The 23,688-nt window shown below is 70.6% G+C and carries 8 protein-coding genes; 2 read left to right on the top strand and 6 right to left on the bottom strand.

Annotated features, from left to right (window positions below):
• The 3 genes from ABD371_RS34200 to ABD371_RS34190 all read right to left on the bottom strand — a co-directional run.
• The coding region (locus ABD371_RS34200; protein WP_344486104.1) for an amino acid adenylation domain-containing protein at window positions 1-15,926 on the bottom strand (15,926 nt) is incomplete at its 3' end.
• 133 nt (window positions 15,927-16,059) lie between these two features.
• On the bottom strand, window positions 16,060-18,114 hold the full coding sequence (locus ABD371_RS34195) for an ABC transporter ATP-binding protein (RefSeq protein ID WP_344486101.1): 2,055 nt from the start codon (window positions 18,112-18,114) through the stop codon (window positions 16,060-16,062).
• 99 nt (window positions 18,115-18,213) lie between these two features.
• Window positions 18,214-18,438, bottom strand: coding sequence for an MbtH family protein (locus tag ABD371_RS34190; protein WP_190126863.1), 225 nt, complete (start codon window positions 18,436-18,438; stop codon window positions 18,214-18,216).
• Window positions 18,439-18,829: 391 nt separating this feature from the next.
• Here ABD371_RS34190 and ABD371_RS34185 point away from each other — a divergent pair, with 391 nt between their 5' ends.
• Window positions 18,830-19,483: a response regulator transcription factor gene (locus tag ABD371_RS34185; RefSeq protein ID WP_344486097.1), complete on the top strand. Its 654-nt coding sequence runs from the start codon at window positions 18,830-18,832 to the stop codon at window positions 19,481-19,483.
• An 8-nt stretch (window positions 19,484-19,491) separates the two neighbouring features.
• Window positions 19,492-20,772, top strand: coding sequence for a sensor histidine kinase (locus tag ABD371_RS34180; RefSeq protein ID WP_344486094.1), 1,281 nt, complete (start codon window positions 19,492-19,494; stop codon window positions 20,770-20,772).
• Here ABD371_RS34180 and ABD371_RS34175 read toward each other — a convergent pair.
• From ABD371_RS34175 to dpgB, 3 genes are all read right to left on the bottom strand, one after another.
• The gene (locus tag ABD371_RS34175) at window positions 20,750-21,547 is read right to left on the bottom strand and encodes an alpha/beta fold hydrolase (RefSeq protein ID WP_344486091.1); all 798 of its coding nucleotides are present in this window, start codon (window positions 21,545-21,547) and stop codon (window positions 20,750-20,752) included. The genes ABD371_RS34180 and ABD371_RS34175 overlap by 23 nt on opposite strands.
• Window positions 21,548-21,727: 180 nt before the next feature.
• Entirely contained in the window at window positions 21,728-23,035 is a 1,308-nt protein-coding gene (gene dpgC / locus ABD371_RS34170; RefSeq protein ID WP_344486088.1) for a (3,5-dihydroxyphenyl)acetyl-CoA 1,2-dioxygenase DpgC, read from the bottom strand.
• Window positions 23,032-23,685, bottom strand: coding sequence for an enoyl-CoA-hydratase DpgB (dpgB, locus tag ABD371_RS34165; RefSeq protein ID WP_344486085.1), 654 nt, complete (start codon window positions 23,683-23,685; stop codon window positions 23,032-23,034). Before dpgB ends, dpgC begins: the two co-directional genes overlap by 4 nt.
• Between the last annotated feature and the right edge of the window lie 3 nt (window positions 23,686-23,688).

The raw sequence follows: 23,688 nt of genomic DNA, 5'->3' as shown, positions 1-23,688 counted from the left end.
GCCTCCGCCTCCCGCTCACCCACCGCGAGACCGGAGATGTCCTCCTCACGCCACGGCAGAACCACCTCACGGGCCACCACCTGCACCGGCTGATCCACCCCCGACAACTGCCGGAAACCCGCCCGCAAACTCGCATGCCGATCCAGCAACGCCTGCCACGACGCCCGCAGCACCACCGGATCCAGCGGACCCTCAAGCCCCAGATCCAGCTGCTCCACATACACATCCGTGCCCTGCTCATCAAAGAGCGCGTGGAACAGCAAACCCTCCTGCAACGGAGACACCGGCAGGATGTCGGTCAGGGCCGGTACCGAGGTCTCCAGCTCTTCGATCCGTGTCTGATCGAGGACCACCAGGGGGAAGTCCGACGGAGTGTGACCGCCACCCTCCGCACTGGCAGTGACCAGACCACCCAGCATCGCCGCCCAGCCGTCCACCAACGCCCGAACCGAAGACTCCTCGAACAACGCCTCCGGCCACAACAACGTCAACGTCAACTCAGGACCCTCGGAGAGGTCGTGGACGATTCCGACGGCCTCCAAGTCGTGTGCGAGCGGGATGTCCTCACTCACTGAGGCCTCATCGGCCAAGGGCCAGCCGCCCCGAGAGGGTCGGCCTGCTTCCACCGACCCGGCGAACCGTCCGAGGTAGTTGAAGCCGATCTGGGCCGAGGGCAGCGCGGCGAACGCGGAAGCCGTATCCGGGTTCAAGTAGCGCAGTACGCCGTACCCCAGACCATCACCCGGGACCGCCCGCACCTGCTCCTTGACCCGCTTCAGCACCCGCCCGGCCGCCAGGCCGCCTTCCCGCACCTCCGACAGATCCACCGACCCGACATCCAGCCGAACCGGATGACTGCTCGTGAACCAGCCCACCGTCCGCGACAGATCGTCGTTCCCGGTGAGGGAGGTTCGGCCGTGCCCCTCGACATCCACCAGGAGTCCGCGTGCCGTACTGCTCGTGTGCCGCCATTCGGCGAGCGCCGACGCGAGACCGGTCAGCAGCACCTGTTCGACTCCCGCGTGGAACGCGGTCGGCACCCGGGTGAGGAGAAGGGCCGTCGCCTCTGCGGGGAGCTTCGCGGAGACGGTTCTCATGACGGGGGTCACCGTGTCGGCCGGCCGGTCGATCGGCTGCTCGACAGTGGTGAACGGCGGCTCGGAGCCCTGGAGGAGGTCGATCCACTGGGCCGTCTCCGCCAGCCGCTCTTCGCTGCCGGCCTGCGCCACAAGCTCACGCGCCCAGTGCCGGAACGACGTCGGCACCGGCTCCAGACCGGCCGTACGACCCGCCGCCAGCTCACCGTACGCCTGAACGAGATCCGGCAGCAGAACCCGCCAGGAGACCCCGTCCACCACCATATGATCCACAACAATCAACAGCCGCCCAGGAACCTCCGTCCCCAGGTCGAACCACACCACCTGCACCATCACACCGGCGCGCGGGTCGATTCGGCCGACGGCCGACCGCGTCTCGTCCGCGACGAGCCGCCGCAGATCGCCGGAGGTCGCATCGACCCGTCTCACCCAGGGGCCGACCATGGCCGTGTCCGGTACGAGAAGAGCAGGCACGTCGTCACGCACCAGCTGGGCGCGGAGCATGTCGTGGCGGTCCGCCAAGGCCTGAACCGCATCCGTCAGCACCGCGAAGTCCAGGCCCACCGGGGTCACCGTCAAAGTCGACTGAACAGCCTTGCCCGGTTCGACTCGCTCAAGGAGTTCGCGCATGACCGGCGTCAGCGGCACGACCCCCACCCCGACATCACCGCCGCTCTCGACCCGCCCGAGGCGATCCTCGACGGCGACCGCGGCCAGGCTCGCCGGCGTCTTCCGTTCGAAGACCTGGCGGGCGGTGATGACCAGCCCCGCCTTACGAGCGCTCGACACCAGCAGCATCGACATGATCGAGTCGCCGCCCAGCTCGAAGAACGAACCATCGGCACTGACCCGCTCAAGCCCCAGCACCTCGGCGAACAACGCGCACAGCGTCTCCTCCACCGGAGTCACCGGAGCACGCCCACCACTTTCCCCCGCATCGGGGACCGGGAGCGCGGCCTTGTCGAGCTTGCCATTCACGGTCAGCGGGAGGGCGTCCAGGACGAGGACGCTCGCCGGGACCATGTACTCGGGAAGCCGGTCCCCCGCGAACCGCTTGAGCGCCTCGGCGTCAAAACTGTCGGCGGTCGTGGGTACGGCGTAGGCAACCAGACGCTTGTCACCGGGCCGGTCCTCCCGGACGATCACCGCGACCTGACCGACACTCTCGTGCGCGGCGAGTACGGACTCGACCTCACCGGGCTCGACACGGAAGCCACGGATCTTCACCTGCTCATCCGCACGCCCCGCGAACCACAACTGACCGTCCGCACTCCAGCGGGCCAGGTCACCCGAGCGATACATCCGCCCGCCGAAGGGGCTCGCCACGAAACGCTCCGCCGTCAGATCCGCACGACCCGCGTAACCACGGGCCAGACCGTCACCCGAGACGTACAGCTCACCCGTCACACCGACCGGGACCGGCTGGAGGAAACCGTCCAGGACGAACACCCGGGCATTGCCGATCGGGCTCCCGATCGCCGGAGGCTGATCGTCCGGGGTCATCCCCGCGTCGAGAGGAACGGCGGTGGTGATGACGGTCGCCTCCGTCGGACCGTACGTGTTCCACACCCGCGAACCAGCGAGCCACCGACTCGCCAGATCAGCGTTCAACCGCTCGGCTCCGAGGACCCAGTTACGTACACCGGGCACCGCCGCCGGATCCAGCACACCCAGCAGTGAGGGGACGACGCTCGCGACCTCGACACCCGAGGCACGGATCATGCCGGCGAGCGCCTCCGGCTCCCGACGCTCCTCACCCGAAGCGATCGCCAACGTTCCACCAGCGGCGAGAGTGACCGCGACATCCAGCACAGCCGCGTCGAAGCTGAACGACGCGAACTGAAGCGCCACCACCCCCACATCCACGCCCAGCGCGGGACGCATCGCCAGCGCCAGATTCGCCACCCCACCGTGAGCGACCGCCACACCCTTCGGACGGCCCGTCGAACCCGACGTATAGATCACATACGCCAGCTGGTCCGGACCCACCCTCACACCGAGCGGCTCGGCGGACTCGGCGACAAGCTCCGTCTCGATCTCGTCCAGCAGCACAGTCCGTACAGCGGCATCGACCGGCACACCCGCCAGCGAGTCACCACTGCCCAGGACGAGCACCGCGCCGCTGTCGGCGACCATGTACGCGAGCCGGTCTGACGGGTACTCCGGGTCCAGCGGTACGTACGCCCCGCCCGCCTTCCACACCGCCAGCAGGGCCACCACCATGTCGATCCCGCGCGGCAGGCACAGACCCACCACCCGCTCCCGACCCACACCCGCAGCGACCAAGTACCGGGCCAGCCGGTTCGCCTGCCCGTCCAACTCCCCGTACGAGAGAACATCACCGCCGCACCGGACCGCCAGAGTTTCGGGACCTTGCTCGACCCGGCCGGCGAACAGGTCCAGGAACGTGTCCGCCTCGACCGGCAGAGCCGTGTCGTTCCACTCCGACACCACCCACGACCGCTCGACCTCGTCCAACACGGTGATCTCACTCAGCCGCACATCCGGATCAGCCGCCACCTGCTCCAGCACCCGACCCAAACGCCGCGCCAAACCCTCAACCGTCGCCGCGTCGAACAGATCCGTCGCATACAGAATCCCGCCACCGATACCCGCAGGACCACCCTCCGCATCCCGCTCCTCAACGAGGTCAACAGAGAGGTCGAACCGCGCGGCGTCCGCCGCGAACTCGATCCGGTCGACGGCGAGGCCAGGCAGGCCCCAGTCGGCCCAGGTGCTGGTCTCCAGGGCGAGCATCACCTGGAAGAGGGGGTTGCGGGCGAGCGACCGGGCGGGGTTGAGCGCCTCCACCAGGCGCTCGAAGGGCACGTCCTGGTGGGCGTAGGCGGAGAGATCGGCTTCCCGGACCCGGCCGAGGAGTTCGGTGAAGGTGGGGTCGCCGCTGAGGTCCGACCGGAGGACGACCGTGTTGACGAAGAGTCCGGCGAGATCGTCGAGGTCGGCGTGGGCGCGCCCGGCGGTCGCGGTTCCCAGCGGAATGTCGGTGCCCGCGCCCATCCGGGAGAGCAGCACGGCCAGCGCGGCTTGGACGACCATGAACATGGTCGCCTGTCCGTGTCCGGCGATGTCCGCGAGGCCGGTGTGGGTGCGAGCGTCGACGCGTACGGGCACTGTGCGGCCTCGGAAGGAGGACGCCGGGGGGCGCGGTCGGTCGGTCGGCAGTGTCAGCTCTTCCGGCGCGCCTTCCAGTGCTTCACGCCAGAAGCGCAGCTGTGCGCTGATCAGGCTGTCCTCGTCGCCCAGATCGCCGAGGACTTCGCGCTGCCAGAGCGCGTAGTCCGCGTACTGCACCGGCAGTGGCTCCCACCCCGGGACCCGGCCACCGCACCGCGCGGCATAAGCGACCCCGAGATCACGGGCCAGCGCACCCATCGACCAGCCGTCCACCGCGATGTGATGCGCCACAATCAACAGGACATACTCCGAAGGACCAACCACCAACAACCGCACACGCCACGGAAGATCGATACTGAGGTCGAAGCCGCGGCCCGAGTGCGCCGTGAGGGTCTCGGCGAGTCCGGCCCCGGTGGTCTCCTCGGTCTCCAGCCGGGGGCGGCCCGCCGCGCCCTGGATGATCTGCTGGCGGGGTACGCCGTCGGTCTCGGGGAAGACGGTCCGCAGGCTCTCGTGCCGGTCGGCCACATCACCGAGAGCCGCCTCCAGCGCCGCGACATCCAGCTCACCCGACAGACGCAGCGCCAGCGGCAGGTTATACGTCGCGTCAGCGCCGGATTCGGTCTCCTCCAGCCGGTTGAGGAACCACATCCGCTGCTGGGCGAAGGACAGCGGCAGCGTGTCGGGGCGCGGCCTCGGCGTCGGAGCGGCAAGGGGTTCGGTCGCGCCGCTGTCGCCGTCCGTGCCTTCGATCAGGCCGGCGAGTGCCGCGACCGTGGCGGCGGTGAACAGGTCGCGGATGCTGATGTCGGTGTCGAGGACGGAACGGACCCGGGCGATCAGCCGCATCGCGAGGAGGGAGTCGCCGCCGAGGTCGAAGAACGAGGTCTCCGCGCCGACCCGGTCCAGGCCGAGCACCTCGGCGAAGAGCCCGCACAGCGTCTCTTCCATCGGGGTCGCCGGTTCTCGGCCGTCCGTCCGCCCGGCGAATTCGGGGGCGGGGAGGGCGGTGCGGTCGAGCTTGCCGTTCGCCGTGATCGGCAGGGTGTCAAGGACGACGATCGCGGCCGGAACCATGAACTCGGGCAGGTGTTCGGCGGCGAATTCGCGCAGGTCGGCGCTGAGGCCGGGGTGTGCGCGGCCGGCCGGGATGACATAGCCGACCAGGCGCTTCTCCCCCGGCCCGTCCTCACGGACGGTCACCGCGGCCTGGCTGACGCTCTCGTGGGAGGCGAGGACGGCCTCGGTCTCGCCGGGTTCGACGCGGAAGCCGCGGATCTTCACCTGGGCGTCCGCGCGGCCCGCGAACATCAGCTGTCCGTCGTCCGTCCACCGCGCCAGGTCGCCCGTCCGGTACATCCGGCCACCGAACGGGCAGGCGACGAACCGCTCGGCGGTGAGTACCGGCCGGCCCGCGTATCCCCTGGCCAGCCCCGAGCCTGCGATGTACAGCTCGCCGTTGACGCCCACCGGGACCGGCAGGAGGAATTCGTCGAGGACGTATACGCGGGTGTTGTCCCTGAGCCGGCCGATCGGCACGACCGCCGGGGCCGGGGCACCGGGTGCCACGGTGTACGTGGTGGCCAGGACGGTGGCCTCCGTCGGCCCGTACACATTGACGAACGCCAGGTGGGGGGAGAACTCCTGGGCTCTCGCGATCGCTCCGGCGGGGATCACGTCTCCGCCGATGAGCACCTCGGAGAGTCCGGTCAGGGCTTCCGGGGACTCCTCGGCCGTGACGCCGAACAGCCCGGCGGACATGTAGACGGCGGTCAGCCGGTGCTCGCTGATCAGCCCGGCGAGGGTCGCGGCGTCCACCCGGCCGGGCGGGGCGACCACGACACGGCCGCCGTTCACCAGCGGTACCCACAGTTCGTAGGTCGAGGCGTCGAACGTATGGGGCGAGTGGACCAGGACCCGGTCGCGGGCCGCCGCGCTCCAGCAGGAGTCGGAGACGAGGGCCGCCACCGCCGAGTGCGGGATCGCGGCTCCCTTCGGCACACCGGTGGAACCCGATGTGTACATCACGTACGCCACGTCGTCGCCGCCGACGGTCACCCCGGGGGATCCGTCGGGGCCCGAGAGCAGCTCCGCCGCCGGGACGGTTCGCGCGGTCCGAACACCGGCGTCCGGACCGGCCCCGACCACGGCCCCGACCACGACCACGGCCTCGGCCTCGGCCTCGATGACGGTCAGGGCGACATGTTCGAGGACGACGGCGGTCCTGGCTGCGGGCCAGGACGGGGCCACCGGGACGAATCCCGCGCCCGCCTTCGCGACACCGAGCAGCACCGCCACCAGGTCCAGGGATCGTTCCAGCACCACTCCGACGAGGTCGCCGCGGCGCACACCCCGGGCGATCAGACCGCAGGCGACCCGGTCGGCGATCCGGTTCAGCTCCGCGTACGACCATTCCCGGCCTCCGCCGACGGCCGCCACCGCGTCCGGCGAGCGGTTGGCCCGCGCCTCGAACAGCTCCACCAGGGAGGTGCCCGGCACCGTACGGCCGGTGTCGTTCCAGTGGTCGACCACGAGGGACCGCTCGGCCTCGTCCAGCACCGCGATTCCGCTCAGCGGCGCTTCGGGGTCGGCGGCCATCTGGTCCAGCACGGAGAGCAGCCGCTCCGCGAGGGCCCGCGCGGCATCCTCGCCGAAGGCGCTCAGCAGGTGTTCCAGCCGGAACGTCAGGTCGTCCTCGGCCGGGTTCACGATCATGATCAGGGGGAAGTTGGTCGACTCCCTGGCCGTGGAGTCGGTGAGCGTCAGCCCTTCCGTCGGAGGCTGCGCGTCCGGGTCTCCGGGGTAGTTCTCGAAGGCCATGAGCGTGTCGAAGACCGCGCCGGGGCCGGCCAGCCGCTGGATCTCGGTGAGCCCGACATATTGGTGGTCGAGCAGCGCGGACTGCTCGGCCTGGAGTTCGGTCAGCAGCCCGGCGACGCTCTGGCCGGGGTCGAGCCGTACGCGGACCGGCACGGTGTTGATGAACAGCCCCAGCATCGATTCCATGCCGGGCAGTTCGGCGGGACGGCCCGCGACGGTCGCGCCGAACACGACGTCGGCGCGGCCCGCGAGCTGGCCGACGACTCGTGCCCAGGCGGCCTGCACCACCGTGTTGAGGGTGACGCCACGGGTCCGGGTCAGTTCGCGGAGCGCGTGCGTCAGTGCCGCTCCGGCCCTGGTGGACACCCGGCCGAAGGGGGCCGACGCGTCGACGGCCGTCTCGGCCGGTGCGACCCGGGTCGGCTCGTCCGCGCCGATGAGCGTCTGCCGCCATGCCTCCCGCGCCTCTTCCCGGTCCTGGCGGGCGAGCCATTCGAGATAGCCGCGGTACGGGGTCGCCGGGGGCAGTGCCGCCGTGCTGCCCCCGGCCTCGTAGGCCGCCCACAGGTCGGTCATCAGGATGGGCAGCGACCAGCCGTCGAGGACGATGTGGTGCAGGGTGATCAGCATCCGGTGGCGGTCGGGGCCCACCTTGACCAGAAGGATCCTCAGCAGCGGCGGCTGAGCGAGGTCGAACCGGCGGGAGCGCTCCTCGACGCCGAGCCGTTCGGCCTCGGCCGACGCGTGCGCCTCGTCCAGCTCCGAGAGGTCTTCCGCGCGCCAGGGCAGAACCACCTCTCGGGCGATCACCTGGACCGGCCGGTCCACCCCCGGCAGCTGCCGGAAGCCGGCCCGCAGGCTGGTGTGGCGCGCCACGACGGCCTCCCAGGCGGCGCGCAGGACAGCCGCGTCCAGGGGGCCCGCGAGACCGAGGTCGAACTGCTCCACATAGACGTCGGTGTCGCGCTCGTCGAAGGTCGCGTGGAAGAGGAAGCCTTCCTGGAGCGGGGTCACCGGCAAAATCTCGGCCAGGGCGGGGACCGAGGTCTCCAGCTCCTCGATCTGCCGCTGGTCGAGCGCGACCAGCGGGAAGTCGGACGGCGTACGGCCCCCGGCGCCCGGCCGGGAGGCATGGTCGGCCAGACCGGCCAGCATCGCCGCCCAGCCCTCGGCCAGGGCGCGCGCGGCCGACTCGTCCAGCAGCCGCTCCGGCCAGACGAGAGTCAGTGTGAGCCGAGGCCCTTCGGCGGACTCGTGGACCTCGCCCTCGGCTTCGAGCGCGTGCGGGACCGGGAACGCGCCGCCCACTCCGCCGACCGGTCCGCCTTCGGCGGCCGGTGACCAGGGTGTCGCCGCCGACTCCTCGGGGGGCGCGGAGAATCGGCCGAGGTAGTTGAAGCCGATCTGCGCGGAGGGCAGCTCGGCGAGTTCGGCGGCGGTGTCCGGGTTGAGACGGCGCAGCACTCCGTACCCCAGGCCGTCGCCGGGCACCGCCCGCACCTGCTCCTTGACCCGCTTCAGCGCCCGCCCGGCCGCCGGGCCGCCCTCGCGTATCCCGGCGTGGCTGTCCGTATCGACAGCGAGCCGTACGGGATGAACACCGGTGAACCAGCCGACCGTACGGGACAGATCCGTCGCCGCGTCGAGCGGAACGCGGCCGTGGCCCTCCACATCGACCAGGAATCCACCGCCGGTGGCCGGACGGTCGCCGCGCCACTCCTCGACCGCCGCCGCGAGCCCCGTCAGCAGCACCTGCTCGACCCCGGCGTGGAAGGCCGAGGGCACGGTGGTCAGCAGAGCGGAGGTCACCTCGACGGGCACCCGGACCGACACCCGCCGGACCGAGGCACTCAGGTCACGGGCGGGGTCCAGCGGACGAGCGGTGAGCAGCGCGTCCGCGCCCCTGAGGAGTTCGGTCCAGCGGGGCAGCTCCGCGAGGCGCTCCGCGCTGTGGCTCTGGTCCGCCAGCGCGCGGGCCCAGTGCCGGAAGGACGTCGGTACGGACTGGAGCGCGGGCGCGCGGCCGGCGGCCGACGCGGTGCAGGCCTCCGCCAGATCGGGCAGCAGTACGCGCAGTGACACCGCGTCCACGACGAGGTGGTTGAGGACGATCAGCAGCCGTCCGGGGGTGGTGGGACCGAGGTCGAACCAGACGACCTGGAGCATCACACCGGCCGCCGGGTCCAACCGGGCCACGGCCGCCCGCGACTCCTCCTCCACCAACCGCCGGAGATCACCGGCCACCGACCCGTCGACCCGCCGGACGAAGGAGCCCACCGGAACCGACCCCGGCTCCGGCTCCGGCACCACCAACAGCCCCCCGGACTCCACACTGAACCGCGCCCGCAGCACATCATGATGATCGACAAGCACACCGACCGCACTCGCCAGAATCTCCGGGTCCAGACCGACAGGGGCCACCACCAGCGCCGACTGGACAACCTGGCCCAGATGGTCCGTGCCCACTCGGTCGATCAGCTCGCGCATGACCGGGGTCAGCGGCACCTCACCGACTCCTGGGGCACCGCTCGTCCCCGGTTCGAAGTCGCCCGCGGCGGCCACGGCCGCGAGGTTCGCCGGGGTCCGGTGTTCGAACACCTCGCGGGCCGAGATCGCGAGGCCCGCCCGGCGGGCACCGGACACCAGCAGCATGGAGAGGATGGAGTCGCCGCCGAGTTCAAAGAAGGAATCGTCGGCACCGACGTGTGCGAGGCCGAGTACCTCGGCGAAAAGCCCGCAGAGAGCCTCCTCCACCGGCGTACGCGCGGCACGCCCACCGGTCGTACGCCCCGGAGCCGGGAGCGCGGCCCGGTCCAGCTTGCTGTTCACCGTCAGCGGCAGGGCGTCCAGCACCACGACCGCCACCGGAACCATGTACTCCGGCAACCTCGACGCCGCATACCGCCTGAGCGCCTCCACCTCCACACCCCGCGCACCCGGCACCACATAAGCCACCAGACGCCTGTCACCCGGCCGGTCCTCACGCACCACCACCGCGACCTGACCCACCGACTCGTGCGCCGCGAGAACGGACTCCACCTCGCCCGGCTCGACACGGAAGCCACGGATCTTCACCTGCTCATCCGCACGCCCCACGAACGCCAGTTGACCATCGGCGCTCCATCGGACCAGATCACCGGATCGGTACATCCGGCCACCGAATGGGCTGGCCACAAAGCGTTCGGCCGTCAGATCGGCACGGCCCACATAGCCCCGGGCCAGGCCGTCACCGGCGACATACAGCTCACCCGTCACACCCACCGGAACAGGCCGCAGAAAACCGTCCAGGACGAAGACCCGTGTACGGCGCAGCGGACGGCCGATGGACGGAGGCGGATCCTCCGGGCCTGTCCCCCCGTCGATCCGGCCCGTCGTCGCGATCACCGTGACCTCGGTCGGACCGTACGCATTCCACACCCGCGAGCCCTTCACCCAGCGGCTCGCCAGCCCCGCACTCACCCGCTCGGAACCCACCACCCAGTTCCGCACACCGGGCACCGCCGCCGGGTCGAAGACCCCGAGGAGTGAGGGGACGACGCTCGCGACCTCGACACCGGAGGTGCGGATCATCTCCGCCAACGCCTCGGGCTCACGGCGCTCCTCGCTCGACGCGATCGCGAGCGTTCCACCGGCGGCGAGCGTGACCGCGACATCGAGCACGGCGGCGTCGAAGCTGAAGGAGGCGAACTGAAGCGCCACCACCCCTTCGCCCACACCCAGCGCGGGACGCATCGCCAGCGCCAGATTCGCCACCCCACCGTGAGCGACCGCCACACCCTTCGGACGGCCCGTCGAACCCGAGGTGTAAATGACGTAGGCCAGTTGCTCCGTACCCACGCCCACATCGAGCGGCTCGGCAGAACCCGCCTCGATCTCGTCCAGGCGTACAACGGGCGCGTCGATCCCGGGAATCTCCGTCCCGGCGGTGCCCAGCACCAGCACCGCGCCGCTGTCGGCGATCATGTACGCGAGCCGGTCCGCGGGATGCTCCGGGTCCAGCGGCACATACGCCCCACCGGCCTTCCACACCGCCAGCAGCGCCACCACCATCTCCACACCACGCGGCAGGCACAGACCCACCACACACTCCCGACCCACACCCGCAGCGACCAAGTACCGGGCCAGGCGATTCGACCGGGCGTCCAGCTCCCCGTACGACAAGGCGTCCGACTCGCACCGCACGGCCACGACCCCGGGCACGCTCGCGACCCGTGCCGCGAACAGGTCCAGGAAGGTGCCCTCGGCCGAAGGCAGCTCAGTGGCGTTCCACTCCGACACCACCCGCGACCGCTCGGCCTCGTCCAGCACCGCGATCCGGCCGAGCCGGGCGGTCGGGTCGGCGGCGAACTGGGAGAGGACGTGGACCAGACGGTCGAGCAGGGCGCCGGCGGCGGCGGTGTCGAAGGCGGACAGCTGGTGGTCGAGCCGGAGCCGGAACTCGCCGACCGGGCTGACGTCGAGGGCGAGGGGGTAGGTGGTCGACTCGCGGACCTCGGTCCCGGTGAGCGTCAGGGGCGCGGGAGGGGTGTTCTCGGCCGCGCGGTAGTTCTCGAAGGCCATGAGAGTGTCGAAGGCCGCGCCGGGGCCCGCGAGGCGCTGGATCTCGGTGAGCCCCAGGTGCTGATGGTCCAGGAGCGCTGACTGCTGTGCCTGGAGGTCGGTGAGCAGCTCGGCGACGGTCTGCGCGGGGTCGAGGCGTACGCGGACCGGCACGGTGTTGATGAACAGGCCCAGCATCGATTCCATGCCGGGCAGTTCGGCGGGACGGCCCGCGACGGTCGCGCCGAACACCACGTCGGCGCGGCCCGCGAGCTGGCCGACGACCAGGGCCCAGGCCGCCTGCACCACCGTGTTCAGCGTCAGTCCGTGCGTACGGGCCACATCGCGTACGGCGGAGGCGAACTCCTCGCTCGGCTCGATGACGACGGTGCCCGTGTCAGTGCCCGTGTCAGCGTTCGCGTCGGCGTTCGCGTCCTGTGGGGCCGGTTCGGTGCCGTGCTCCGGGGGTGCGACGAGCGTGGGCTCGTCCAGCCCGGCGAGCGCCTGCCGCCAGGCGGTTCGCGCGGCGTCCTTGTCCTGGCGGGAGAGCCACGCGAGGTGCTCGCGGTACGGGGTGACGGCGGGCAGACCGGTCGTGCTGCCCCCGGCCTCGTACGCGGTCCACAGCTCGCGCGTCAGGATCGGCAGCGACCAGCCGTCGAGCACTACGTGGTGCAGGGTGATCGCCATGCGGTGGCGGTCGGCTCCGAGTCTGGTCAGGAGTACGCGTACGAGGGGCGGGACCGCCAGGTCGAACCGGCGGTGCCGGTCCGCGTGCTCCAGGCGCTCCGATTCGGCGCGCGCGGTCTCCGGGGGGAGGTCCGAGAGGTCTTCCTCGCGCCATGGCAGTGCGGCTCGTTCCTCGATCACCTGCACGGGCCGGTCGGCTCCGGCGGGGTATCGGAAGCCGGCCCGCAGGCTCGCGTGCCGGTCGATCAGCGCCTCCCAGGAGGCGCGCAGGGCGGGCAGGTCGAGTGGCCCGTCCAGGCCGATGGCCAGCTGTTCGACGTACACATCGGTGCTCTGCTCGTCGAAGAGCGCGTGGAACAGCAGCCCTTCCTGGAGCGGGGTCACCGGCAGAATCTCGGCCAGGGCGGGGACCGAGGTCTCCAACTCCTCGATCTGCCGCTGGTCGAGCGCGACCAGCGGGAAGTCGGACGGCGTACGGCCCCCGGCACCCGGCCGGGAGGCATGGTCGACCAGACCGGCCAGCATCGCCGCCCAGCCCTCGGCCAGGGCGCGCGCCGCAGGCTCGTCCAGCAACCGCTCCGGCCATGCCAGGCTGAGAAGGAGTTCGGGGCCGTCCGCACGGTCGTGTACGACGCCCTCCGCTTCAAGGGGGTGCATGACGGGTGCCCGGTGGTCGCCGCCCTCACCGAGCGCGGTTTCCCCGGCAAGCTGCCACTCCTCGTCGTGGGCGGAGAATCGGCCGAGGTAGTTGAAGCCGATCTGCGCGGAGGGCAGCTCGGCGAGTTCGGCGGCGGTGTCCGGGTTGAGGTGCCGCAGAACGCCATGGCCGAGGCCGTCGCCGGGCACCGCTCGCACCTGCTCCTTGACCCGCTTCAGCGCCCGCCCGGCCGCCGGGCCGCCCTCGCGTATCCCGGCGTGGCTGTCCGTATCGACAGCGAGCCGTACGGGGTGGATGCGGGTGAACCAGCCGACCGTGCGGGACAGATCCGTCGCCGCGTCGAGCGGAACACGGCCGTGGCCCTCCACATCGACCAGGAATCCACCGCCGGTGGCCGGACGGTCGCCGCGCCACTCCTCGACCGCCGCCGCGAGCGCGGTCAGGAGGACATCGTCGATGCCCGCGTGGAAGACGGCCGGCACGGTGGTCAGCAGAGCGGAGGTCACCTCGACGGGCACCCGGACCGACACCCGCCGGACCGAGGCACTCAGGTCGCGGGCGGGGTCCATGGGGCGTGCCGTCAGCAGGGGGTCCGGGCCCTGGAGGATCTCCGTCCAGCGGGGCAGCTCCGCGAGGCGCTCCGCGCTGTGGGTCTGGGCCGCCAGCCGGCTCATCCAGTGCCGGAACGAGGTGGGGACCGGTGCCGGGGCGGGGGTCCGTCCGGCAGTCAGTTCGGTGTGGGCGTGAGCGAGGTCGGCGAGGAGTACCCGCCATGAGACGCCGTCCACGACGAGGTGGTTGAGGACGATCAGCAGCCGTCCGGGGGTGGTGGGACCGAGGTCGAACCAGACGACCTGGAGCATCACACCGGCCGCCGGGTCCAACCGGGCCACGGCCGCCCGCGACTCCTCCTCCACCAGCCGCCCGAGACCACCGGCCACCGACCCGTCGACCCGCCGGACGTAGGAACCCACCGGAACCGACCCCGGCTCCGGCACCACCAACAGCCCCCCGGACTCCACACTGAACCGCGCCCGCAGCACATCATGATGATCGACAAGCACACCGACCGCACTCGTCAAAATCTCCGGGTCCAGGCCGACGGGGGCCACCACCAGCACCGACTGATAGACCTCGGAGAGGCCGTCGGGGTGGGAGCGGCTGAGGAGTTCGCGCATCACCGGAGTGAGCGGGATCGGGCCGGTTCCTTCGGCGGTCTCACCGGGGAGGGGTTCGGCGGCGAGGTGGGTGGCCACGGTGGCGAGTGCGGCTGCGGTGCGGTGTTCGAAAACGGCTTGGGTGGTGATCACCAGGCCGGCTCGGCGCGCGCCCGAGACCACCATCATGGAGAGGATGGAGTCGCCGCCGAGTTCAAAGAAGGAATCGTCGGCACCGACGTGTGCGAGGCCGAGTACCTCGGCGAAAAGCCCGCAGAGAGCCTCCTCCACCGGCGTACGCGCGGCACGCCCGCCGGTCGTACGCCCCGGAGCCGGGAGCGCGGCCCGGTCCAGCTTGCTGTTCACCGTCAGCGGCAGGGCGTCCAGCACCACGACCGCCGCCGGAACCATGTACTCCGGCAACCTCGACGCCGCATACCGCCTGAGCGCCTCCACCTCCACACCCCGCGCACCCGGCACCACATAAGCCACCAGACGCCTGTCACCCGGCCGGTCCTCACGCACCACCACCGCGACCTGACCCACGCTCTCGTGCGCCGCGAGAACGGACTCCACCTCGCCCGGCTCGACACGGAAGCCACGGATCTTCACCTGCTCATCCGCACGACCCACGAACGACAACCGGCCGTCTTCCGACCACTGCGCCAAGTCCCCTGTCCGGTACATCCGGCCGCCGAACTCAAAGGGGCTGGCCACAAAGCGCTCGGCCGTCAGATCGGCACGGCCCACATAGCCCCGGGCCAGACCGTCACCGGCGACATACAGCTCACCCGTCACACCCACCGGAACAGGCCGCAGAAAACCGTCCAGCACGAAGACCCGTGTACGGCGCAGCGGACGCCCGATGGACGGAGGCGGATCCTCCGGGCCTGTCCCCCCGTCGATCCGGCCCGTCGTCGCGATCACCGTGACCTCGGTCGGACCGTACGCATTCCACACCCGCGCACCCTTGACCCAGCGGCTCGCCAGCCCCGCACTCACCCGCTCGGAACCCACCACCCAGTTCCGCACACCGGGCACCGCCACCGGATCCAGCACACCCAGCAGTGAGGGGACGACGCTCGCGACCTCGACACCGGAGGTGCGGATCATCTCCGCCAACGCCTCGGGCTCACGGCGCTCCTCGCTCGACGCGATCGCGAGCGTTCCACCGGCAGCCAGCGTCACCGCGACGTCCAGCACGGCGGCGTCGAAGCTGAAGGAGGCGAACTGAAGCGCCACCACCCCCTCGCCCACACCCAGCGCGGGACGCATCGCCAGCGCCAGATTCGCCACCCCACCGTGCGCGACCGCCACACCCTTCGGACGACCCGTCGAACCCGACGTATAGATCACATACGCCAGCTGGGCCGGACCCACGCCCACATCGAGCGCTGCGGCGGGGACCGAGTCCGTCTCGATCTCTTCCAGCAGGAGTACGGACGTACCGGTGTCCGGAACTTCGACACCCGCCGTGGTCAGCACCGCTACCGCGCCGCTGTCGGCGATCATGTACGCGAGACGGTCCGCGGGATGCTCCGGGTCGAGCGGCACATACGCCCCACCGGCCTTCCACACCGCCAGCAGCGCCACCACCATCTCCACACCGCGCGGCAGGCACAGACCCACCACCCGCTCCCGACCCACACCCGCAGCGACCAGCACCCGCGCCAGGCGATTCGACCGGGCGTCCAGCTCCCCGTACGACAGAGCGTCCGACTCGCACCGCACGGCCACGACCCCGGGCACGCTCGCGACCCGTGCCCTCAGAAGGTCGAGGAAAGTGTCCGGGTGGGTGTCGGAGAGAGGTGAACGGTGAGAATCAGGCATTCCAACGGTCCCCACTGGCTCGATGGTGGATGTCCCTCTGCGCTGCGGGCTCGCGCCCGCCGCTGGTTCATGGGCCGACGGGACGACCGGAGGGATCCGGTCGTCCCGTCGGCCCGTCCGTGCTCGGTGTGGCTCAGCCCGGAGGCGGGCCGCCCGGGAAGACTCCGGGGCCAGGGCCGGGACCGGGGCCGCCGGGGTGGAAGCCGGGGCCCGGCATGCCCGGGTAGGGGCCGGGGGGCGGCGGGCCGCCGGCGTACGGACCCGGCGGCGGACCGCCGGGGAAGCCTCCGTGGGGGCCGACGTGCTCGGGGATCCGGTGCGGTGCTGCCGGCCCGTCGCCGTTGGCCGACGGAGTGCCCTGGCCGGCGAACTGGGTGCGGTGGAGTTCCGCGTACAGCCCGTCCTGTGCCAGCAGCTCGTCGTGCGTACCGCGCTCCTGGACCCGTCCCTGGTCGATGACGAGTATCTGGTCCGCCTCACGGATGGTGGAGAGCCGGTGAGCGATCACCAGTGAGGTCCGCCCGGCGAGCGCGGTCTTGAGCGCGCGCTGGAGGGCGGCCTCGGACTCCGAGTCGAGATGCGCCGTGGCCTCGTCCAGGACCACGATCGGCGGGGCCTTGAGCAGCAGCCGTGCCATCGCGATGCGCTGCTTCTCACCGCCGGAGAGCCGGTATCCGCGGTCGCCGACGACGGTGTCGAGGCCGTCGGGGAGCGATTCGATCAGCTGCCAGATCTGCGCCGCCCTGCACGCCTCCATCAGCTCCTGCTCCGTGGCGTCGGGCTTCGCGTAGACGAGGTTCCCCCGGATGGTGGTGTGGAAGAGGTGCGCGTCCTGGGTGACCATGCCGATGGAGGTGCGGAGCGATTCCAGGGTGAGATCGCGGACGTCGTGGCCGCCGATGCTGACGGTTCCCTCGACCGCGTCGTACAGCCGGGGCACGAGCTGGGTGATGGTGGTCTTGCCCGCGCCGGAGGGGCCGACGAGGGCGGTGAGCTTCCCGGCCGGGACGGTGAAGCTGAGGTCGCGCAGGGTCCACTCGGTTCCGGTGCGCTCCTGCGTGGGCAGGGCGATGGATTCGAGGGAGGCGAGCGATACGTCGGCGGCCTTCGGGTAGCGGAACGATACTGCGCTGAACTCGACGGCGGGAGCGGTGCCGTTCTTCGCGCCGATGGCCGGCAGGGGTACGGCTCCGGGCTTCTCCGCGATGAGCGGTTTGAGGTCGAGCACCTCGAAGAGGCGGTCGAAGCTGACGAGCGCGGACATGACGTCGGCCTGTGCGCTGGAGAGCTGGTTGACCGGTGTCAGCAGCCGGGTGACCAGAGTGGCCAGCGCGACGAGGGTGCCGATCTGGAAGGCGTCACGGATGACGAGGGCGCCGCCCAGTCCGTACACGGTGGCGAGGGCCAGGGAGCCGAGGAGCAGCATGGAGATGGGGAGCATCTTCATGTAGACCGAGGTCTGGACTCCGAGGTCGCGGCCGCGGCCGGCCATGCGCGCGAAGAGGCCGGTCTCGTTGTCGGGCCGGCCGTAGAGCTTGGCGAGGAGCGCTCCGGTGACGTTGAAGCGCTCGTTCATCAGGGAGCCGATTTCGGCGTTGACTCCCATGTGCTGTCTCATCACGCGCTGGAGGCGGCGGCCGACGACCCTGCCGGGCAGGACGAAGAGCGGCAGCAGCACCAGGGAGACGAGGGAGACGGTCCAGGACAGATAGAACATGGCGATCAGCACGAACAGGACGGTCAGGCCGGCGGAGACGACGGTGGAGAGCAGGGCTGTGATGGCCTGCTGTGCGCCGATGACGTCATTGTTGAGCCGGCTGACCAGGGCGCCGGTCTGGGCGCGGGTGAAGAAGGCGAGCGGCTGTCGCTGGACATGGTCGAAGACTTTGGTGCGCAGATCGTAGATGAGCCCTTCGCCGACTCGTCCTGACAGCCATGCCTCGGCGAACCCGACGAATGAGTGTGCCAGTGCGAGACCGGCGACGGCTATGGCGATCCAGACGACGACTTCGGTATTGCGTACGGCGATACCGTTGTCAATGAGGTACTTGAACAGCACCGGCGTCGCGACCGTGATGGCCGCGTTGAGTGCGGCGATGCCCAGGAGTAAAGCGATGCTGAGCCGGTAGGGCCGGGCGTACGGAAGAATTCGCTTGGTCGTGCCGGGGGTGACCTGTCGTTTGGACATGGGTCCGTCCGGCCCGGGGCCGCCCATCATCGGCCCCGGGCCGCCGATTAGCGCCACTGCTGCCTCCTCTGTTTCGTCTTCGATGTCGGGAGGGCTTGGCTAGCCGTTCGCCCGGGCCTTGTTCATCTCGTCGATGAGGCTCTTCGGGCGCATGTCGGTCCAGGTCTCGTTGATGTACGAGAGGCAGGCCTTGCGTGTGTCCTCGCCGAAGGTGACCTTCCAGCCGGCGGGAACATCGGCGAAGGCCGGCCAGAGCGAATGCTGGTTTTCCTCGTTCACCAGGACGAGGAAGGTGCCGTTTTCATCGTCGAACGGGTTGGCCATAACCACTCCCATCAATTGTCGTTGGCGGAACGAGCTTCACGTTAGCGGGGCGGGTGTGGGCGGGCAACGTTGGTCATCTTTGTTAGTGTCCAACCATGAATTTCTGACACTTGGACAGTGGTTGACAGATTTCCCGGATTAATTCGCGGGAATGGCTGGGCGGGTGGTCGCCCGGGGCGGGCGGGGCCGTCGGGGGCGGCTGTTGGACGAAACCCTGCGGAAACCGTGAGCAGGGGATCCTGGGAGTACTTGTCAAGGTGTTCGTGTCCGGCGCGGCGGTGTGGTAGTGCTCTGACCGGGCGGTCGCCGCAGCCGGATGTGCGGCCGTTTTCGGAAGTGGACCCACCGCGTCGGCCGGTGGTCCGAGGCGCTGGGAATCGAGGGGGTTCAGGTGCGGGTGCTCGTGGTGGAGGACGACGAGGAGATGGCGCAGACGGTGGCCGTCGGTCTGCGTCGGGCGCAGATGACGGTGGATGTGACGTTCGACGGTGAGGAGGGGTTGGAGCACGCCCTCTTCACCGACTACGACGTGATCGTCCTGGACCGGGATTTACCGGGGATGCACGGCGACGATGTGTGTGCGGAGCTGATCGCCTCCGGGTGTCGCAGCCGGGTGCTGATGCTGACGGCGGCGGCGACTGCGGAGGATCTGGTCGACGGGCTGAGCCTGGGGGCCGATGACTATCTGGCGAAGCCGTTCGACTTCCCGGTGCTGATCGCCCGGATCGGCGCGCTGGCGCGCCGGGCGCATCCGCTGGTGCCCCCGGTGGTGCGCCATGGGGATCTGATGGTGGACACGGCGCGGCGCAGGGCGAGCCGGGGCGGTCGTCCGCTGGATCTGGCGCCGAAGGAGTTCGGGGTGCTGGAGCTGCTGCTGGCGTCCAAGGGGCGGGCGGTGTCCGCGGAGGAGCTGCTGGAGCGGGTGTGGGACGAGGCGGCCGATCCGTTCACCAGCGCGGTGAAGATCACTGTGAGCAGATTGCGGGCCAAGCTGGGGGATCCCCCGGTCATCGAGACCGTGGCCAAGCGCGGATACCGGATCTGAGGATGCCCATGTCTGTGACGGACCGTCTCTCCGGCCGCGCGTTCCGGTCGGGAGGCTCGCGGCGCAGTGTGCGGCTGCGGCTGACGCTGCTGTACGGGGGGTTGTTCCTGGTCTCCGGGGCGGCGCTCTTGGCGATCATGCTCATTCTCGTCAACAACAGTGTGAAGGACAGCTGGCGGGACAAGCTGGGGCCGAGTGACGATCCGCTGCAACCGCTGCCGGGGCTGACGGAGCCCGCGCCGACGCGGCAGCCGGGGCAGGTGACCCCGCAGCCGAGTCCGGTGGACAGCAAGGACAATCTGATGAACGAGCTGCTGACCCAGTCGGGGATCGCGCTCGCCATCATGCTGGTGGTCTCGATCGCGCTGGGCTGGATCGTGGCGGGCCGGATACTGCGTCCGCTGCGGACGATCACGGCGGCGGCGCAGGCGATCTCGGCGACGAGTCTGCATCAGCGGCTGGCGCTCGACGGGCCCGGGGACGAGCTGAAGGAGCTGGGCGACACCTTCGACAGTCTGCTGAGCCGGCTGGAGACGTCGTTCGAGGCGCAGCGGCGGTTCGTGGCGAACGCGTCGCACGAGTTGCGTACGCCGCTGGCGAGACAGCGGGCTCTGGGGCAGGTGGCTCTGGCGGATCCGGATGCGACGGTGGAGTCGCTGCGGGCGGCGCACGAACGGATCCTGGTGACGGGCGCGCAGCAGGAGCGGCTGATCGAGGCGCTGCTGACGCTGGCGCGGAGTCAGGGCGGTATCGATGTGCGGGAGCCGTTCGATCTGGCGCGGCTGACGCGTGAGGTGATCGATTCCCGGGAGGCGGACGCGCTCCATCGGACGGTGGTGTTCCTGCCGTCGATCTCGCCCGCGGTCGCGGCGGGGCATCGGAATCTGGCGGAGCGGCTGGTGACGAATCTGGTGGACAACGCGCTGCGGCACAACACGCGGGGCGGCCGGGTGGATGTGGCCACGGGGACGTTGGACGGCCGGGCGACGCTGACGGTGACGAATACCGGTCCGGTGGTCCCGTCGGACGAGATCGGCCGGCTGTTCCAGCCTTTTCAGCGGCTGGACGCGACGCGGGTGGCGCGTACGGAGGGGCTCGGTCTCGGTCTGTCGATCGTGCAGGCGATCGCTCAGGCGCATGACGCGACGGTGACCACGCGGGCGCGGCCGGAGGGCGGGCTGACGATTCTGGTGTCGTTTCCGGCGACGGGTGATCGGCCGGTTGTGGTGCGGTCCGGTCCGGAGCGGGTCAGCGGAGTCAGCGGGATCAGCGGGCGAAGAAGTCGGTGATGGCGGTGTTCACTGCGGTGGGCTTCTCCAGGTAGCCGTAGTGGCCGCAGCCGGCTATCTCGGTGTAGCGCGCGCCGGGGATGCTGTCGGCGACCTCGCGGGAGAGGTGGGGTCGTACGACGAGGTCGTCGCTGAAGGCGATGACGAGACAGGGGCGGCTGATGCGCCGGTAGGCGGGGAGCCGGTTGGGGATGACGTCCAGGCCGAGCTGGCCCCGGGCCGATGAGATGTCGACGGGGGACATTTCGAGGACGGTCAGCCAGTCCTGGAGTTTGGCCTCGTCGTTGAGGGTCTCGGGGGAGAGGTTCTGGAGGGCGTGGATGTAGGCGGCGTAGCGGGGTGGGATCTTGACTCCGCTGTCGGCGAGTTCGATGTCGCCCGCGGACATGCCGGCGAGGAGGGCGTCGGTGCGTCCGCTGGTGGCGATCAGTACGGCCTGGTGGACGAGTTCGGGCCGGGCGAGCAGGAGTTCCTGGACGATGATTCCGCCCATGGAGGTGCCGACGACGCGGCAGGGTCCCTGGCCGAGGTGTTCGATGAGGGCGGCGATGTCGGCGACCATGTCGGCGAGGGTGAAGCTCCGGGGGACGTCGGTCGGCGGGATGCCGCGGTTGTCGACGGTGATGACCTGGTAGCCCGCTCTGCGCAGGGCGGGGACCTGGTGGGTGCGCCAGACGCGTCCGGGGGCGCCGGTTCCGGTGACCATGACGACGGGTTGGCCGGAGCCGTAGGTGTCGTAGCTGAGGTTGATCCCGTTGATGCGTGCGATCGGCATCGGTGTGTTGTCCTTGTCTCTCTTGGTCCGGCTCTTCGTTCCGCTCCGGTCCCGCTCCGAGGCTCGCCTCTTCGTCCAACCGTCCGGTACCGGCGCTTGGACACCGGAGGGCCGGGACCGTCGCCCTGTGGGGTGGCGGCGGGCCCGGCCGGTGTGGTCGGCGGCGGGTCCGGCTGCCGCTCAGGGGGTGGTCGCTCCGAAGTGGCCGACTTTGTGGATGACGTCCTCGCCGTAGATCCGCAGGGCTTGCTGGAGGGCGAATTCGGCGAGGTAGGCGCGGAAGGCTTCGGCGGGTTCCTCCGCGAGGTTGAGCATGTGCCGGTTGGTGACGACCGCTTCGCCGTCGAGGCGGTTAAGGGCGCGTTCGATCGCGTCGTCCATGTCGTGGGGTTCGGCGACCTCGTCGACCAGGAGTCGCGCGTCCGGTTCGGCGGCCCGGATTCTGCGTCCCTGGAGGATGATCTGCCGGGAGGCGCGGGGGCCGGTGAAGCGGCTGAGGCGGAAGTTGGAGACTCCGGGGATGATTCCCTCTTTCGCCGCCGGGAGGCTGAGATAGGAGTCGGCGGCGGCGATGACATGGTCGAAGACGAGGAGGAGTTGCGCGCCGCCGCCGATGGCGAAGCCGTCGACGGCGGCGACCCAGGGTTTCTCGATGTGCGGGGAGTGCCAGCGGCCCGGGTCCTCGACGCGTACGCCCCGGACGATTTTGTGGATGTAGCCGAGTTCGCGGCGGAGCAGGAAGTCCACCAGGGAGATGTCGCCGGAGCTGAGGTTCTTGAGGTTGATGCCGGCGCTGAAGACACGTCTGCCCCGGTGGCGGGGGTGGCTCATCACTCCGCCGCGCAGGAGTGCGACACGGACCGCCGGGTCGAGGAGTGCCAGGTCGACGGCGGTCTCCATGTCGTCGACCTGCTGGTTGTCCTCGGCGTTGAGGCAGTCGTCACGGCACATGGTGAGCCGGGCGACGCCGTCGTGGCGTTCGATCCGTACGGCTTCCAGCTGGACGGAGCCGGTACGGGTGAACTCGGGCAGCAGGCGCAGCGCGCGCGGGGTGGGCCGGAGCATGGTGTCGATGAGGTGCGGGCCCGCGGTGGGCGATCTCAGCACGGCTCTGAGGAAGATGCCCTGGTCGATCTCGTGGCCCTCTTTGTCGGCCTGGGTTCTGCGGCGCTCCTCGGCGAGCCGTTCGGCGGAGGGCAGCAGGCCGGGGAAGGCGGTGGCTGCGGCCGCGACGAGTTCGTCCAGCCGCAGGGGTACGGTGCGTCCCTCGGTGAGCCGGTCGTACACGGCATCGGCGTGGGCGTCGAGATAGCGGACGCGCAGGGCGCGGGCGGCGTCCTTGGCGGCGGCGGCCACGGCGCGCTGTTCGAGGGTGCGGTCGCCGGGCCTGGGCAGTGCGGCCACCAGGTCGTCGGCGTGCCGGACGGCTTCGGTGAGATTCGGCCAGAGTGCCGGGGCGGCCGGGTGTTCGGGCAGGGTCGTCGTCATGGGGCCGCCCCGGCGGAGACGCGGCGCAGGGCGCGGTCGCAGGCGGCGAGGTGGGGGCCTATGGCGTCCTCGAAGCTGGTCGTCGTGGCGTCGAAGAGGAGCTGGCGGCGGATGGCGAGCTCTTTGCCGGGCAGCTGGAGGACGGCGCGGACGGTGGCTTCGAGGGCGCTCGCCGGGTCGTCGGTCACCTCGTCGGCGAGGCCGAGGGCGGCGGCCTCGGCGGCGGGTATCGGCCGGCCGAGGAGGAGGGCGCGGCGGACGGCGGCGACGCCGGCCTGCTGGACGAGCCGGTAGGCGGCCATGCCCGGCCAGGTGGCCTCGCCGTCGGAGACGAGCAGCAGCCGTGTGCCGGTGGCGGCGATCCGGAAGTCGGTCGCCAGGAAGGCGTCGAGCGCGGTGCCTCCGCACTCCCCGGAGGCGACGGCGACGGTGGGGGTGGGCAGCCGTTCCAGTCGGCGCAGGGTGCGCTCCCACTTGGTGACCGCGGCCACGCTCAGTCCGGTGGTCCAGCCCTCGGTGGGCACGCCTTCGACGTGCAGGGTGACGGCCGCCGGGCCCGCGTGGTCCTCGGCCTGGTCGCAGAGGGCCGCGAGGGCCTTGACCGACTCGGCCGTCGGCGGAGTGGTTCCGTCGATCTTCAGTGTGAACATGTT

Source organism: Streptomyces amakusaensis (genome assembly GCF_039532665.1).
Classification (GTDB): Bacteria; Actinomycetota; Actinomycetes; order Streptomycetales; family Streptomycetaceae; genus Streptomyces; species Streptomyces amakusaensis.
Note: the sequence above shows the minus strand (reverse complement) of the source record. Positions and strands in the feature narration are given on the sequence as shown.

Bases quoted from the DNA above. Each gene is read 5' to 3' on its own strand.
- ABD371_RS34195 (WP_344486101.1), bottom strand. From the start codon at position 18,114: ATGTCCAAACGACAGGTCACCCCCGGCACGACCAAGCGAATTCTTCCG.
- ABD371_RS34190 (WP_190126863.1), bottom strand. From the start codon at position 18,438: ATGGCCAACCCGTTCGACGATGAAAACGGCACCTTCCTCGTCCTGGTG.
- ABD371_RS34180 (WP_344486094.1), top strand. From the start codon at position 19,492: ATGTCTGTGACGGACCGTCTCTCCGGCCGCGCGTTCCGGTCGGGAGGC.
- ABD371_RS34175 (WP_344486091.1), bottom strand. From the start codon at position 21,547: ATGCCGATCGCACGCATCAACGGGATCAACCTCAGCTACGACACCTAC.
- dpgC (WP_344486088.1), bottom strand. From the start codon at position 23,035: ATGACGACGACCCTGCCCGAACACCCGGCCGCCCCGGCACTCTGGCCG.
- dpgB (WP_344486085.1), bottom strand. From the start codon at position 23,685: ATGTTCACACTGAAGATCGACGGAACCACTCCGCCGACGGCCGAGTCG.